Origin of the sequence: Bradyrhizobium sp. AUGA SZCCT0182 (assembly GCF_018130185.1) — a bacterium.
Lineage (GTDB): Bacteria > Pseudomonadota > Alphaproteobacteria > Rhizobiales > Xanthobacteraceae > Bradyrhizobium.
This window is the reverse complement of sequence record NZ_JAFCLY010000005.1, coordinates 42076-55856: the sequence shown is the minus strand read 5'-3', so window position 1 is coordinate 55856 and position 13781 is coordinate 42076. Positions and strand designations below refer to the sequence as shown.

14 protein-coding genes are annotated in these 13781 nt (G+C 63.5%); 7 read left to right on the top strand and 7 right to left on the bottom strand.

Features of this window, described 5'->3' with window-relative positions; all coding sequences use genetic code 11:
* Positions 1 to 36: 36 nt before the first annotated feature.
* The 3 genes from JQ611_RS07660 to JQ611_RS07650 all read left to right on the top strand — a co-directional run bounded on the left by JQ611_RS07660 (position 37) and on the right by JQ611_RS07650 (position 4088).
* A complete protein-coding gene (locus tag JQ611_RS07660) occupies positions 37 to 870 on the top strand; it encodes an FAD binding domain-containing protein (protein WP_212268082.1) in 834 nt (277 codons plus the stop codon).
* Positions 867 to 3593 carry a molybdopterin cofactor-binding domain-containing protein gene (locus JQ611_RS07655; protein WP_212465068.1) on the top strand — a complete coding sequence of 909 codons (2727 nt, stop codon included), beginning with the start codon at positions 867 to 869 and terminating at the stop codon, positions 3591 to 3593. The genes JQ611_RS07660 and JQ611_RS07655 overlap by 4 nt, the downstream gene beginning before the upstream one ends.
* Positions 3594 to 3815: 222 nt before the next feature.
* Positions 3816 to 4088: a hypothetical protein gene (locus JQ611_RS07650; RefSeq protein ID WP_212465067.1), complete on the top strand. Its 273-nt coding sequence runs from the start codon at positions 3816 to 3818 to the stop codon at positions 4086 to 4088.
* A 17-nt stretch (positions 4089 to 4105) separates the two neighbouring features.
* On the opposite strand, the gene JQ611_RS07645 is transcribed toward JQ611_RS07650, so the two are convergent.
* The 3 genes from JQ611_RS07645 to pucL all read right to left on the bottom strand — a co-directional run bounded on the left by JQ611_RS07645 (position 4106) and on the right by pucL (position 5955).
* Entirely contained in the window at positions 4106 to 4372 is a 267-nt protein-coding gene (locus JQ611_RS07645; protein WP_212268088.1) for a DUF3551 domain-containing protein, read from the bottom strand.
* A 193-nt stretch (positions 4373 to 4565) separates the two neighbouring features.
* The gene (locus tag JQ611_RS07640; protein ID WP_249133014.1) at positions 4566 to 4895 is read right to left on the bottom strand and encodes a cupin domain-containing protein; all 330 of its coding nucleotides are present in this window, start codon (positions 4893 to 4895) and stop codon (positions 4566 to 4568) included.
* A 217-nt stretch (positions 4896 to 5112) separates the two neighbouring features.
* Entirely contained in the window at positions 5113 to 5955 is an 843-nt protein-coding gene (gene pucL / locus JQ611_RS07635; RefSeq protein WP_212465066.1) for a factor-independent urate hydroxylase, read from the bottom strand.
* Between the two features lie 179 nt (positions 5956 to 6134).
* Here pucL and JQ611_RS07630 point away from each other — a divergent pair, with 179 nt between their 5' ends.
* The gene (locus JQ611_RS07630) at positions 6135 to 7538 is read left to right on the top strand and encodes a nucleobase:cation symporter-2 family protein (protein ID WP_212465065.1); all 1404 of its coding nucleotides are present in this window, start codon (positions 6135 to 6137) and stop codon (positions 7536 to 7538) included.
* A 3-nt stretch (positions 7539 to 7541) separates the two neighbouring features.
* Here the strand turns inward: JQ611_RS07630 and uraD are convergent, their stop codons facing one another.
* The 4 genes from uraD to JQ611_RS07610 all read right to left on the bottom strand — a co-directional run bounded on the left by uraD (position 7542) and on the right by JQ611_RS07610 (position 10810).
* Positions 7542 to 8426, bottom strand: a complete 885-nt coding sequence (gene uraD, locus JQ611_RS07625; RefSeq protein WP_212465064.1) for a 2-oxo-4-hydroxy-4-carboxy-5-ureidoimidazoline decarboxylase — start codon at positions 8424 to 8426, stop codon at positions 7542 to 7544.
* Between the two features lie 8 nt (positions 8427 to 8434).
* Positions 8435 to 9373 (bottom strand): allantoinase PuuE, encoded by a 939-nt coding sequence (puuE, locus tag JQ611_RS07620; RefSeq protein ID WP_212465063.1) that lies wholly within the window; start codon positions 9371 to 9373, stop codon positions 8435 to 8437.
* A complete protein-coding gene (locus tag JQ611_RS07615; protein WP_212385963.1) occupies positions 9374 to 9787 on the bottom strand; it encodes a DUF3830 family protein in 414 nt (137 codons plus the stop codon).
* A 153-nt stretch (positions 9788 to 9940) separates the two neighbouring features.
* Entirely contained in the window at positions 9941 to 10810 is an 870-nt protein-coding gene (locus tag JQ611_RS07610) for an aldose 1-epimerase family protein (protein WP_212465062.1), read from the bottom strand.
* A gap of 195 nt (positions 10811 to 11005) precedes the next feature.
* On the opposite strand from JQ611_RS07610, the gene JQ611_RS07605 reads away from it, so the two are divergent.
* From JQ611_RS07605 to JQ611_RS07595, 3 genes are all read left to right on the top strand, one after another.
* Positions 11006 to 12079: an LLM class flavin-dependent oxidoreductase gene (locus JQ611_RS07605; protein ID WP_212465061.1), complete on the top strand. Its 1074-nt coding sequence runs from the start codon at positions 11006 to 11008 to the stop codon at positions 12077 to 12079.
* Positions 12080 to 12158: 79 nt separating this feature from the next.
* Complete coding sequence (locus JQ611_RS07600; protein ID WP_212465060.1) at positions 12159 to 13136, top strand: NADPH:quinone oxidoreductase family protein; 978 nt, start codon at positions 12159 to 12161, stop codon at positions 13134 to 13136.
* 10 nt (positions 13137 to 13146) lie between these two features.
* Positions 13147 to 13734 carry a DUF2889 domain-containing protein gene (locus JQ611_RS07595; protein ID WP_212465059.1) on the top strand — a complete coding sequence of 196 codons (588 nt, stop codon included), beginning with the start codon at positions 13147 to 13149 and terminating at the stop codon, positions 13732 to 13734.
* Positions 13735 to 13781 lie beyond the last annotated feature (47 nt).

The window sequence follows — 13781 nt, the reverse complement described above, 5'->3', positions numbered from 1 at the left end:
TCGGAGATGCATCACCTTGAAAGCGTTAGCGTATCCATGGACCTGAACACTATCCGCGCCGTTGCACGACCGACCACGCGGGACGAATTGCCTGTTTGGACGGCAGACGCCGCCTGGCTTGCCGGCGGGACCTGGTTGTTCTCGGAACCGCAAACCCATCTGACCCGGCTGATCGACCTCACCGGTCTGAAATGGCCGGCGCTGACCGTCAGCGAAACCGGCTTGTCGATTGCCGCCACCTGCACGGTGGCGCAAATCGATGCACTTTCCTGCCCGCCGGAATGGACCGCCTCGCCGCTGATCAACCAATGCTGCCGTGCGTTCCTGGCCTCCTTCAAGATCTGGAAGACCGCGACCGTAGGCGGCAACATCTGCATGTCGCTGCCGGCGGGGCCGATGATCTCTCTGACCGCGGCGCTCGACGGCGTCTGTACGATCTGGCAGGCCGGCGGCGGTGAACGGCAAATTCCGGTGGCGGATTTCGTCACCGGTGACCAGCGTAACGTGCTGGCGCCCGGTGATCTCCTGCGGCAGATCGATATTCCTCTGGCGGCGTTGAAGCGACGCTCCGCGTTCCGTCAGATCTCGCTGACGCCGGTCGGCCGTTCGGCAGCGCTCTTGATCGGCGGCCTGAACAGTGACGGCGGACTGGCGCTGACCGTGACGGCGTCTACCGCGCGGCCCGTTCAGTTTTCCTTTGCGGGTGTTCCAGCAGCAAAGGACCTGCGCGATGCGATCCTGCAGCGTATCCCCGACGGCCTTTATCACACCGACGTCCACGGCAAGCCGATGTGGCGCAAGGCAATGACGCTGCGGCTGGCCGAAGAAATCCGCGGCGAATTGCAGGCGGTGCCAAGAGTGACGCCATGAGCATCGAGATCAATGGCAAATCATTCTCGGAATCCCCACAGCCCGGACAATGCCTGCGCACTTTCCTGCGCGAGCTCGGGCATTTCGGCGTCAAGAAGGGTTGCGATGCCGGCGACTGCGGCGCCTGCACCGTGCTGCTCGATGGCGAGCCGGTGCATAGCTGCCTGATCCCGGCGTTCCGCGCCGCCGGTCACGCCGTCACCACGATCGAAGGCCTTGCGCCTGACGACGGCATTCACCCGATGCAACAGGCGTTTCTCGATGCGCAGGGGTTTCAATGCGGCTTCTGCACGTCGGGCATGATCCTGACCTGCGCATCGCTGAACCAGGCGCAGCGGCAAGACCTCAGCGCCGCGCTGAAAGGCAATATCTGCCGCTGCACCGGCTACCGCTCGATCGAGGACGCCCTTAACGGCAAAAGCAACATTGAGGATGCCGACGCCGGCGCCGCGTTCGGCCGCAGCCTGCCCGCGCCCGCCGGCCCGCATGTGGTGCGCGGCACGGAACGCTATACGTTCGATGTCGCACTGGGCGGATTGCTGCACGTCAAGATGCTGCGCTCGCCGCATCCGCACGCGAGAATCATTTCGATCGTCAAGACTGCGGCGCTCGGCGTCCCCGGCGTGCATACCGTCTTGACGTCAGAAGACGCGCCGGATCGCCTGTTCTCGACGGCGCGCCACGAATGGGACTGGATGGACCCTGATGACACCAAGGTGCTCGACACCGTTGTTCGCTTCATCGGCCAGAAGGTCGCCGCCGTGATCGCCGACACCGAAGCCGCCGCCGAGGAAGGCTGCCGGCGGCTCAAGGTCGAATATGAAATCCTGCCTGACGTAATCGATCCCGCCGCCGCGATTGCCGCTGATGCGCCCGTGCTGCACGGCGACAAGACGAAAGAAAACCGTGTCGCCAACGCTGCCCGCAATATCGTGGCCGAAATCCATGGCGAATTTGGCGATGTCGCAGCCGCGCTGGCGCAGGCCGCCGTCACCTATCAAGGCACGTTCACAACGCAGCGGGTCCAGCACGCCGCGCTGGAAACCCATGGCGGCCTCGCCTGGGTCGACGCCGACGGAATTTTGAACGTCCGCTCCAGCACGCAAGTGCCGTTCCTGACCCGGCGCACGCTCGCCGACCTGTTTGATTTGCCGCCGGACAAGGTGCGGGTGTTCTGTGAGCGCGTCGGCGGCGGTTTCGGCGGCAAGCAGGAAATGTTCGTCGAGGACATCCTGGCGCTGGCGGCGCTGAAGACCGGCCGCGCCGTCAAATTCGAACTGACGCGGGAGGAGCAGTTCGTCGCGACCTCGACGCGGCATCCGATGCTGGTCACCGTCAAAGCGGGCGCCGACAGCGACGGCAAGCTCACGGCGCTGCAGCTCGACGTGCTCTCCAACACCGGGGCCTATGGCAACCACGCCGGGCCGGTGCTGTTTCATTCGGTCGGCGAATCCCTCGGCGTCTATCATTGTCCGAACAAGAAGGTCGACGGCATCGCCGCCTATACCAACACCGTGCCTTCAGGCGCGTTTCGCGGCTATGGCCTGCCGCAAACCCTGATCGCGGTCGAAGCCGCGATCGACGAGCTGGCGAAGCAGCTCGGCATCAGCCCGTTCGAGATGCGCCGCCGCAATGTGGTGAAGTCAGGCGATCCCATGCGTTCGCCGCCGAAATCCAAGTATCACGACGTGCTCTACGGCAGTTACGGCCTCGACCAGTGCCTCGACCTGGTCGAGCGCGCGATGGCGGCGGAGGCGCCGACGCCCGATCTGTCAGCGGACTGGCTGACCGGCGACGGCATCGCGCTGACCATGATCGACACCGTGCCGCCGGCCGGGCATTTCGCCGATTGCAGCATCTCGTTGCGCGACGACGGCGGCTTCGACCTCACGGTCGGCACCGCGGAATTCGGCAACGGCACCAGCACCGTGCATCGCCAGATCGCCGCATCCGCGCTCGCAACCACCGTCGATCGCATTTCCTTGCGCCAGTCCGACACCGCGCATGGCGGCCACGACACCGGCGCCTATGGCAGCGCCGGCATCTTTGTCGCGGGGAACGCAACGCTGGCGGCAGCGGCGGCGCTGGCGGATCAGTTGAAACAATTCGCGGCGTCGATGCTGGGCGAAAACCCTGATGCCTGCGCGCTGGACAACCACGCCGCGGTCTGCGCCGGACGCCGCACGCCCTACGCCATGCTCGCCGCTTCAGCGCAATCGCTCGGCAAGGTGCTGAGCGCCAGCGGGAATTCATCAGGCACGCCGCGCTCGATCGCTTTCAACGTGCAGGGCTTTCGCGTCGCGGTGAACAAATTCACCGGCGAACTCAAGATCCTGAAAAGCGTGCAGGCCGCCGACGCCGGCCGCGTCGCCAATCCCTTGCAGTGCCGCGGCCAGATCGAAGGCGGTGTCGCGCAATCGCTGGGCGCTGCGCTCTATGAGGAGATGGTGATCGACGAAGGCGGCCGCGTCATCAATCCCAAGTTCCGCGACTATCATCTGCCGTCGTTCGCCGACGTCCCCCGCACTGACGTGCTGTTCGCCGACACGTCGGACGCGCTGGGGCCGATGGGCGCCAAATCGATGAGCGAGAGCCCGTACAACCCGGTCGCCGCCGCGCTCGGCAACGCCATCGCCGATGCCACCGGCATCCGCTTCACGGCGACGCCGTTCAAGCCGGACCGGCTGTGGCCGGCGTTGCATGAGAAGTTTGGGTCCGGGTGAAGGGGCGCCTGTCAGCCCTGCGCGAATGACGTAAACTTGGCTGGGCGCCCGCGGATGGGCATATCTGCCCTTCGCGCATTCGCGGAATAGTGATCTGCCGGCAGCACGCTTTTTCGGGCGGCAATGGCTAGATGGCCCCTTAGAACAATCCGGAGAGTGCGCCCGAAGGCAGCACGCGCCACCGCAAACTATTGCGCAAAAAAGCGATAATGGAGAATGACCATGACTGGACCCGGGACGCTGGTCGCGGCAGCGCTGATGTCGATCGTTCTGGCGACATCTGCGCTGGCGCAGGAGCCGGCAGCCTATGCGGCACAGAATCCGGATCGGGATGTGCTGAATGGCGGCGTGCTCACGCCTGCAGGCAGACTGGCGCGGGAGCAACCTGGTGATGCCGCTGCCGCGCTCTATGCGCTGAACAAAGCCAACGCGGGATTGGGCAGCGCTGCGCCATCAACCGGGGTCCAACGCCATCGACGTCGTTCGTTGCAGTGAAACGATGGCATGATAAATCAGTACGCGGGAGGATACGGCCGACGAGACGACCCGCGGGGCATTTGCGCGTTCGCAAAATAGGGATTGGCGAGGCACTGGGCGGAGAGACCCGACGCCGTCGCGGCGCACTGCTCCATCGAGGTAAAGCGGCAATCGATGTCGCTTCCTCCCCAGCGGTAGTTCTGGATGCAGATCGGATAATTGCCGCCATACGTCTGGGCCGGAGCCGGCGCAGACGTCAGAACAGTGACGGCCGTCAATATCATCAAAGCCGGAATGCGCATCGGGACCTCCATCGGGATTGACGTCACAGCATCAACCCACCAACCAGACAAGCCATACTGCCGGCAGTCAATTCACATTCACGCGCGGGTCCGCGAAAGCGCCCTGCGTCGAATTCAGACAATGCCCACCATTCAGGGATATTGAGATAGTTGCTCGGCACGGCGCAAGCGCGCCTTTAGCTATCCTTCGCAACTATGTCGCTGATGGCGGTGGCGCCGGAATAAGCCCATAGCGGAGCATCGTTGCCTTCATTTTTGCCGGATCGGGCGCGCCACCAACCAGCAGCGCGGACATCTCCTTGAAGTAAGACGGCCCCAGCACACCGGGGGTAAGCGTGCAGAGACAAACTGCCGGCCCGGCGGTGTTATTTGTAAAACCGTGGACGACGCCGCGCTTGATGAAGACACTTTCGCCGGGCGCTACATCGATGTCTTGGCCATCGATGCGCCAGGTTGTCGTTCCCGTCAGGCCATAGATGATTTCGTCCCAGTTCTCGTGAATGCGGCACCGGCATGCGGGCATTCGGCTGCAGCGTCATCTCGAACATATCAAGACTGCCTCCGGTGTCATCCTTGGTGTGCAAGAACCTGAGCTGCAGCGTGCCCATATTGATCAATTCCGGCATTTATTCCTCTTTTCGTGAGAACCTTGGGTAAGTCTCGTGCTCTGCGGAGCAACGTACTGGACGATGCTTCGCATCGCCAGGAACACGTTACACCGCGTCCGGGACACGACAGAATTATCCCCGACCCACCGTGCACTCGATCTGGCCGTGCGGCTCGTCGGTCGGCAGGAATACGTCGTTGTTGTTATCGAACCCGAATGCCGACAGGTTCATCGGGATGAAGTGCATGTTCGGGCAGGCCATGCTGATCTCGGAAATCTCCGGCACCGTTGCCAGCGCCGCCTCGCCCATCCGGTAGAGGCTGTCCTGCACGCTCTTGCTGTAGGTCATCGAGAACACTTCGAGCACGGTGTCGAGGACCTTCCTGTTGGTCGCGGGATAGCTCAGAGGCTTGCCCGACCATTTCCACGACGCCACCATGCTGGTCGCGCACAGCCGGTCGGCGGTCGGGGGGATCGTGGTGTAGGCGTCCTTGACGTAATTCTCCCAGCCCGACTGCGTCGACTTCAGGAAGGCAAAGCCGTCGATGCCTGATGACATCGTGGTGACACCGCCACGGACGGAAGATAGTTCAACGGTGGGCTTGCCGTTGCTGTCGAGCACGAAACTATGCGGATGCGGCTTGCCGTCGAAACTGAGCCGGCTCCATTTGGTCTCGTGCACGGTCAGCGCGACGGAGGCGATCTGCGGATAGGTGTCGAGATATTTCGTCGCCAGCACCTGGCAAAATTCCTCGGTGCACAGGCCGGTGTTTTCGCGCGCGATGACGTTGACGACGTTCTTGATGGTGTCGGTCGAAACCGAAGTCGAATTGTCGCCATGGGTATAGGCAGGCGCAAAGTCGCCCTCGACCATCGCTTTGACGTTGAGCTGGCTGACCTCGTGACGGTCGCCGTCGCGGTGGAGGCGCATCACGCGGACGCGGCCCTTCCCGTATCTGTTCCTGATCAGCGGCACGTGGAAGCCTCCAGTTCAGCCAGCAATCTTGCGGGACTATGGTCGCCCGATATGATCCAATATTGAGCAACGTTCGTGCCATTGAGCAAGTGCCGGGACTGGCTTCCGGGGGCAAGCTTTGGCACGGGCCTTGTAACGGTTCGCATGGGCCGGCGTGCCCGCGCCAGGGGGAGCCATTCATGACCACGACCACTGAAATCCATCCGGTCGACCAGACGCTGCCGGCGCCGCGGTTGCTGGCGCTTGGCCTGCAGCACGTGCTTGTCATGTATGCCGGCGCTGTCGCGGTACCCTTGATCATCGGCCGGGCGTTGAAACTGCCGCCGGAAGACGTCGCCTTCCTGATCTCGGCCGATCTGTTCGCCTGCGGGCTGGCGACCCTGGTGCAATGTATCGGCTTCCCCGGGGTCGGTATCCGGCTGCCCGTGATGATGGGGGTCACGTTCGCCTCCGTTGGCCCGATGCTGTCAATGGCCGCGGCGCCCGATATCGGCCTGCTCGGCATCTACGGCTCGGTGATCGCTGCCGGAATCTTCGGCATCATTGCCGCGCCCTTCATCAGCCGGCTGCTGCCGCTGTTTCCGCCGGTGGTCACCGGAACCATCATCCTGGTGATCGGCATCTCGCTTATGCGCGTCGGGATCAATTGGGCCGGCGGCGGCCTGCCGACCCTGACCAAGGTGATCGACGGCGTCCCCGGCGCTTTCCCCAATCCTAATTATGGCCAGCTTCAAGGGCTTGGCATCGCGCTGTTCGTGCTGCTGGTCATTCTCGCCTTGATCAAATGGGGCACCGGCTTCGTCGCCAACGTGGCCGTGCTGCTCGGCATCGTCGCGGGTGCGGCGCTCGCCAGCGTGCTCGGCGTCATGCATTTCGATAAAGTCACGGCGGCGCAATGGGGCGCGCTGGTGATCCCGTTCCGCTTCGGCATGCCGACATTCCATTTGGTGCCTGTTATCACCATGTGCATCGTGATGATCGTGGTGATGATCGAATCGCTCGGCATGTTCCTGGCGCTCGGCGAGATCACCGGCAAGAAGGTCGATCGCGACGCGCTGACCCGCGGCCTGCGCGCCGACGGTGTCGGCACCTTCCTCGGCGGCATCTTCAACACGTTCCCCTACACATCCTTCTCGCAGAATGTCGGCCTCGTCAGCGTCACCGGCGTGCGCTCGCGCTGGGTCACGATAACAGGCGGCGCCATCATGCTGCTGCTCGGGCTGCTGCCGAAGATGGCCGCATTGGTCGAAGCGGTGCCGCTGGTCGTGCTCGGCGGCGCCGGGCTCGTGATGTTCGGCATGGTGGCCGCGACCGGCGCGCGGATTCTTGCGACCGTCGACTTCAAGAACAACCAGTTCAACCTGTTCGTGGTCGCGATCTCCGTCGGCTTCGGCATGATCCCGCTGGTGGCGCCGAATTTCTTCAAGAACCTGCCGCACGGCCTGCATCCGCTAATGGAGTCCGGCATCCTGCTCTGCGCATTGGTTGCCGTGGTGCTGAACGCGTTCTTCAACGGCCTTGGCGGCAAGGCGGCGGCGGAAGCGGATGCCGCGGCGGCGGCGTCATCGGCGCAGCATGTGTAGGGATCAGCTGCCCCGATACGTCGCATAACTCCACGGCGTGACCAGCAGCGGCACGTGGAGGTGGCCCTCGGGATCGCTGACCGAGAAGCGCAGGGGAATCTGGTCGAGGAACGGCGGGTCCGACATCGGCACGTTGCGCCCCGCAAAGTAGTCGCCGACGCGAAACATCAGCTCATAGCGCCCGATCGGGACCGGGCGGCCGCCGATCAGGGGTTGATCGGTGCGGCCGTCGCTGTTGGTGATCGCGCGCGCCACCACGCGGGCTTCGCCGAGATCGGACAGTTCGGTCAGTACCACCGAAATTCCCGCCGCAGGCTTGCCGCTGTGGGTATCCAGCACGTGGGTCGACAGCCGTCCGTGCACGGCGAGCTTGTCGTCCGCCGTCACCAGCTGGTCGAGACGCAGCGCCGCGATCCGATAAATTTCCGCGATCGAGACCTGCGTTTCGGTTTTGGTATCGTGCGGCAGCCGGTGCTCGAAATCACGCAGGATGGAATCCCGGGTCTGCCGGCGCGCACAGACGATGTAGGGGAAACCGAATTTTGCGCGGTAGGCATTGTTGACGCGCTCGAACGCCTCAAATTCGGCATCTGACAACCGATCGAGGCCGACACTGTTTTGTTCGGCGTTGGATTCGGCCGTGAGCCCCGAGGCGCGCTGGGTCTTGTTGGCGAGATCCGGATGCGCCTTGATCAGCGCCAGGCGAATGTCGGCTGGTGCGCGATCGACCACGGCCTGCATCGCATCGAACAGCGTTTTCAGGCTGACAAACGGCCGCGCTGCGGCCGCCTGTTCGGCGATCCAGGGTGAATATTCGAAGATATTGCCGAGCGCTTTGACGAACTCGTCCTTGCCAGCGAGATTGAGATCGGAAAGCTTCATCGGCATTCCCCGGCCTATCCGATCTCAGCGGCGCTCTCGGCGAGATGGCTGAGATTGGCGTGAAAATGCTGCGCGATCTGCAACCGCGTCGGCACCCAGACGCCGTCATGCTTCATGACGTAGTCGAGGAAGCGCAACAGCGACGCTGCGCGGCCGGGGCGGCCGACGACGCGGCAATGCAGGCCGACCGACATCATCTTCGGCGCGGTCGCGCCCTCGGCATAGAGCACGTCGAAACTGTCCTTCAGATAGGTGAAGAACTCATCGCCGCCGCCAAAGCCTTGCGGGTTCACAAAGCGCATGTCGTTGGCGTCGAGCGTGTAGGGAATGACCAGATGCGGCTGCAATCCGCCTGCCTTGATCCAGTATGGCAGATCGTCGGCATAGGAATCGCTGAGGTAGAGCAGGCCGCCGGCTTCCATCAAAAGCCGCAGCGTATTGATCGAGGAACGTCCGGTGTACCAGCCGAGCGGACGCTCGCCGGTCGCCTCGGTATGAACGCGGATCGCCTCGGCGATTTCCGCCCGCTCTTCGGCCTCCGACATGTCCTTGTGTTCGATCCATTTCAGGCTGTGGCTGGCGATATCCCAGCGGGCCTCCTTCATGGCCGCGACCACTTCGGGATTGCGCTTCAGCGCGGTCGCGACGCCGAACACCGTGGCCGGCATCTTGCGCTCGGTGAACATCCGCCACAGCCGCCAGAAGCCGGCGCGGGAGCCATACTCGAACATCGATTCGATATTGGCGTGACGTTTGCCGGGCCAGGGCTGCGCGCCCAGCACATCCGACAGGAACGCCTCGGAGGCGCGATCGCCGTGCAGGATGTTGTTCTCGCCGCCCTCTTCGAAATTCACCACGAACTGCACGGCGACCCGCGCATTATCAGGCCAGCGCGGATCGGGCGGATTGCGGCCGTAGCCGCGGAGGTCGCGGGGGTAGCCGGGCTCCGTCACCTAGATTTCCTCGAAGCGGATCTTCTGTGCACCCTTCCACAGCACGGTCTTGCCGAATGCGGTGAGGTTCTCAAGCCCCGAGGTCAGGGTGATGAAGTGGTTGCCGGCGAGCTGGCCCATCTTGCTGGCGAAATGCACGCCGCCATAGGCGAGCAGGATTTCGGTCTCGCTGATGCCGCCGGGATAGAGAATGATCTGACCCGGCGCGGGATAGCTGGTGTGGTTCTCGTAGGAAACGCCGAAATCGAGATCGCCGAGCGGCATCCAGACCGCCTCGCCGCTCCAGCGGACATGGATCGCCTGGCTCTCGAACGGCATCGCCTTGCGAAAGGCGGCTACCGTCTTTGGCGCCAGTTGCTCTTCGAAACGGGCCTCAAAGGTGAAGTCGCCGGCGCGGACAATTAGTTGGCTCATCGATCTCTTCTCTTGGGTGGGGATAGGGTTCAGCCATATCCATTGCAGCCGGGAAAAGCGGAAGCAAGGACCATTCAACCCGGAAAATGCGGTTTGTTTGGCGCCCTGCCCCTAAAATCAGCCGAAAATGCCCGTCGATTGACGTTCGCAACCTCAACCCGCGCGTATCCGATAGCAGAGGCTCCGCTTCTCGCCCGGCGCAATCTGCATCAATCCGGGCTTGCCGGTGAATTCGCCGTCGAACTCCGACGGGCTGGCGAATCCATGCCAGGGCTCGATGCAGAGAAACGCCGCGCCATCAGGTTTCGACCAGACGCCGAGCTCGGAAAATCCTTCCCAGGACATCTCGATCGAAGGCCCACGATCGGCCGCATAGCGAACCGATCCGCTCGCGAGCTGGTCGATGATAACCGCATCGTCTTCGAACAGCCGCTCCGAAAGGGGGAGGCTGTTGCCGCGAACCGGCGACGGTTCGGCCTTGGCGCGCATCAGGCCGCCTGCCAGCCTGCGGATCGGCGCGGGCTCTTCGTCCGAGAAGGTAAGCGCGTAGGCTTCCTTTTCCAACCCCGGCAGCAATGGCCAGTTGAACGCGGGATGGGCGCCGATCGAAGCCGGCAAAGTCTCGTTGCCGGTGTTGGTGATGTCGAACGCCAGTTTCAGGCCGGCATTTTCAACGCTGTAGGTAACCTCGAGCCGGAACGCGAAGGGATAGCGGGCGCGCGTCGCCTCGCTGTCGACAAGCACCAGCTTGCAGGACGTCGCTCCCTGCTCCACCCACTCGAACCGGTGATCCCTGGCAAAGCCATGCTGGGTCATCGGATAGGTTTTGCCACGGTGGCGCAGTTGATCATTGTTGAGGCGGCCGACGATCGGAAACAACAACGGCGAGTGGCGCGGCCATGCCGGCCCCGCCTGCCAAAGCAGCTCTATCCCTTCATTTCGGAGCGAGCACAGTTCGGCGCCATCGGCCTTGATGGTCGCCTCAGTCGCGCCGCTGCGAAGCGTATGCTTGTCCATGCTCATACTTCACCACGCGAGGTGCCCCTGCCCCTCTCATAAGTCATGGCATTGCCCCCAGCAACGGCGATGCCCTGGCGGCGTTATTTCCTGATGGCATGGTTGCAAGGCTGACACAGCTTCCGGCCCCTGAAGCGCTTGATTTCCCCTGTTGTTGCGCGTTTCATTCGGACAACGAACAAATACCCCGGGGAAACAGCCATGCCAGCGAAAATCATCGGTATGATCGGCACCCAGCAGGAGGGCGTCGCGGTTCACCTGATCAAGGGCCAGATATCGCGCGAATGGGTGATCGATTTCACCCGCCTGCATGAGCAGTGGAACTATGATTCCGTGCTGGTCGGATATTACGCCTCGGCCGCCGAAGGTTTTGCGATCGCGCTGTATGCCGCTGATCATACCGAGCGAATAAAATTCCTGATCGCGCATCGCCCGGGCTCGGTGGCACCGGCGCTGGCGGCACGGCAGATCGCGACCTTCGACCAGCTGACGCAGGGACGGATGTGGCTGCACGTCATCGCCGGCACCAGCGACCAGGACCAGGCCAGCGAAGGCGACTTCCTGCCCAAGAACGACCGCTACCGCCGCGCCGCGGAATATCTCGATGTCATGCGCCGGATCTGGACCAGCGACAGCCCCTTCGACCACAAGGGCGAATTCTATCGCATCGAGGGCGCGTACAGCGATATCAAACCGTTTCAGCAGCCCTATCCCCGTCTGTTCTTCGGCGGCTCCTCGGAAGGCGCGCTGGAAATGGGCGCCGCGCATTGCGATGTGTTCGCTATCTTCGGCGAGCCGCTCGCCGAGACGCGCGCCCGCGTCGATGATTTCCGCCGTCGCGCCGCCGCGTTCGGACGGCGCGCCGATTTCAACATGTCGCTGCGCCCGATCATGGCGGAAACCGAGGGCGCAGCCTGGGACAAGGCGCATGCGCTGCTGGCGGATGTCGAACGCAAAACGGGCGAAGCGCCGAAGCCGAGCAACCATTCCAGCGAACGCCTGCTGGGCTATGCCGCGCGCGCCGACGTGCATGATGAGCGCTTATGGATGGGGATCGCGCGCGCCACCGGCGCGCCCGGCAATACGTCCTGCCTGGTGGGAACGCCCGAGCAGATCGCGGCTGCGGTGCTCAGGTATTACCGGCTCGGCATCCATTCGTTCCTGCTGCGCGGATTTGAGAATCCGCATGACACGATGGCGATCGGCCGCGACCTCATTCCCCTGATCAAGGCCGGTGCCGAGCAGATCGACCGGCAGGCCGAGGCGGCCGAGTAGCGTTGGCTCTCAGAATCTGCAAACACATCAAGATGCCGGGTCACAGCACGGCGCCAGGAAAGACTTTGGGACCAATTGCATGAAAGCCGTGGTGGTCGAGAATTACGATTCGATTGACGGCATCTCCATCAAGGAGATGCCGATGCCCGATATCCCGTCCGGCGGTGTCCGCGTCAGGATCGGCGCCGCTGCCATCGGCTTCGTCGACGGCTTGAAGGTGCAAGGGCTGTATCAGACCAAGGACCCGCTGCCGTTCGTGCCGGGCACGGAATTCGCTGGCGTGGTCGACGCTGCCGCAGGCGACGTCGCCGCGTTCAAGCCGGGCATGCCCGTGGTTGGCATGGTCAGATCCGGCGCGCTCGCCGAATACATCTGCGTGCCGTCAGCGGCGCTGAAGCACTTGCCGCCAAAGACTACCTTTGAGGCGGGAGCGTCTTTTCAGGCGAACTATCTGACCGGACTTTACGCGCTGGATGCGCGCGCCGAACTGCGCAAGGGCGAAACGCTGCTGGTGCTGGGCGCGGCAGGCGGCGTCGGCATCGCGGCGGTACAACTCGGCAAGCTGATGGGCGCCAAGGTGATCGCGGCGGCCTCGACGCATGAGAAGCGCGAATTCGCCGCAGGTTACGGCGCCGATGAAACCATCGACTACACCAAGGCGGACTGGCGCGACAGCCTGAAGACGCTGACCGGCGGCAACGGTCCGGATGTTATTTTCGACCCTGTTGGCGGCGAGGTGGCGCTGCAGGCGTTTCGCTCGATCGCCTGGCGCGGACGGCACCTGGTGGTCGGATTTGCCTCCGGCACCATTCCGGCCCTGGCCTTCAATCTGCCGCTGCTCAAGGGCGGCGCCCTGCTCGGCGTCGATCTGGCGCAAATCCAGAAGCGCGAGCCGGAAACCCATACCCGCCTGATCGCACAATTGTTCGAATGGCTCGCCTCGGGCCAGTTGAGTCCCGTGGTCGGCAAGGTCGTTCCGTTCGAGAATTTTCGCGAGGCGTTCAAGACCATGCAGTCGCGATCCGCGCTCGGTAAAATGATCGTCAAATTCGCCTGAGGACAGCAACATGCCCCAAGACAAGGCCGCCGACGGAACCGGGCGTCGCCTGATGCATACGCGAACGGTCGAATGCAACGGCTACATCAGGGACGACGGGCTCTGGGAAGTCGAGGCGCGGCTGGTCGATACAAAGCCGTTCACGCAGGCCGCCGACCACTATCGCGAGGAACTGAAGCCCGGCGATCCCGTGCACGATATCCGCCTGCGGCTGGCGATCGACGACACCATGAGGATCCACGAGGCCGAAGCCACCATGGCGGAGACGCCTTATCCCACCTGCATCGACGTCGAGCCGATCCTGCAGCGGCTGGTCGGCGAGAGCATCGGCAAGGGATGGCGCGAGGTGGTCCGCCGCAAGATCGGCCGGCTCGAGGGCTGCACCCATCTGTCGGAGCTATTGGGCCCGGCCGTGACCACGCTGTTTCAGACCATGTCGTACGGCAAGGATCCGGAAGGCCGCGATTCGATGGACGAGCAGCGCAACTCCGGTGAACGGCCGTTCTTCATCGGCGGCTGCTATTCCTGGCGCACCGACGGCCCCATCGTCGCCGACAAGTTCCCGCAATTTGCGACCAAGCCGGCCCCGCGGGATTAGGCGTGGCACCGCGTCCAAGCCCATCCGCGCATGCGACGATCCGGCGC

Coding starts and splice junctions, on each gene's coding strand:
- JQ611_RS07660 (WP_212268082.1), top strand. CDS start 37: ATGGACCTGAACACTATCCGCGCCGTTGCACGACCGACCACGCGGGAC.
- JQ611_RS07655 (WP_212465068.1), top strand. CDS start 867: ATGAGCATCGAGATCAATGGCAAATCATTCTCGGAATCCCCACAGCCC.
- JQ611_RS07650 (WP_212465067.1), top strand. CDS start 3,816: ATGACTGGACCCGGGACGCTGGTCGCGGCAGCGCTGATGTCGATCGTT.
- JQ611_RS07645 (WP_212268088.1), bottom strand. CDS start 4,372: ATGCGCATTCCGGCTTTGATGATATTGACGGCCGTCACTGTTCTGACG.
- JQ611_RS07640 (WP_249133014.1), bottom strand. CDS start 4,895: ATGCCCGCATGCCGGTGCCGCATTCACGAGAACTGGGACGAAATCATC.
- JQ611_RS07630 (WP_212465065.1), top strand. CDS start 6,135: ATGACCACGACCACTGAAATCCATCCGGTCGACCAGACGCTGCCGGCG.
- uraD (WP_212465064.1), bottom strand. CDS start 8,426: ATGCCGATGAAGCTTTCCGATCTCAATCTCGCTGGCAAGGACGAGTTC.
- JQ611_RS07615 (WP_212385963.1), bottom strand. CDS start 9,787: ATGAGCCAACTAATTGTCCGCGCCGGCGACTTCACCTTTGAGGCCCGT.
- JQ611_RS07610 (WP_212465062.1), bottom strand. CDS start 10,810: ATGAGCATGGACAAGCATACGCTTCGCAGCGGCGCGACTGAGGCGACC.
- JQ611_RS07605 (WP_212465061.1), top strand. CDS start 11,006: ATGCCAGCGAAAATCATCGGTATGATCGGCACCCAGCAGGAGGGCGTC.
- JQ611_RS07600 (WP_212465060.1), top strand. CDS start 12,159: ATGAAAGCCGTGGTGGTCGAGAATTACGATTCGATTGACGGCATCTCC.
- JQ611_RS07595 (WP_212465059.1), top strand. CDS start 13,147: ATGCCCCAAGACAAGGCCGCCGACGGAACCGGGCGTCGCCTGATGCAT.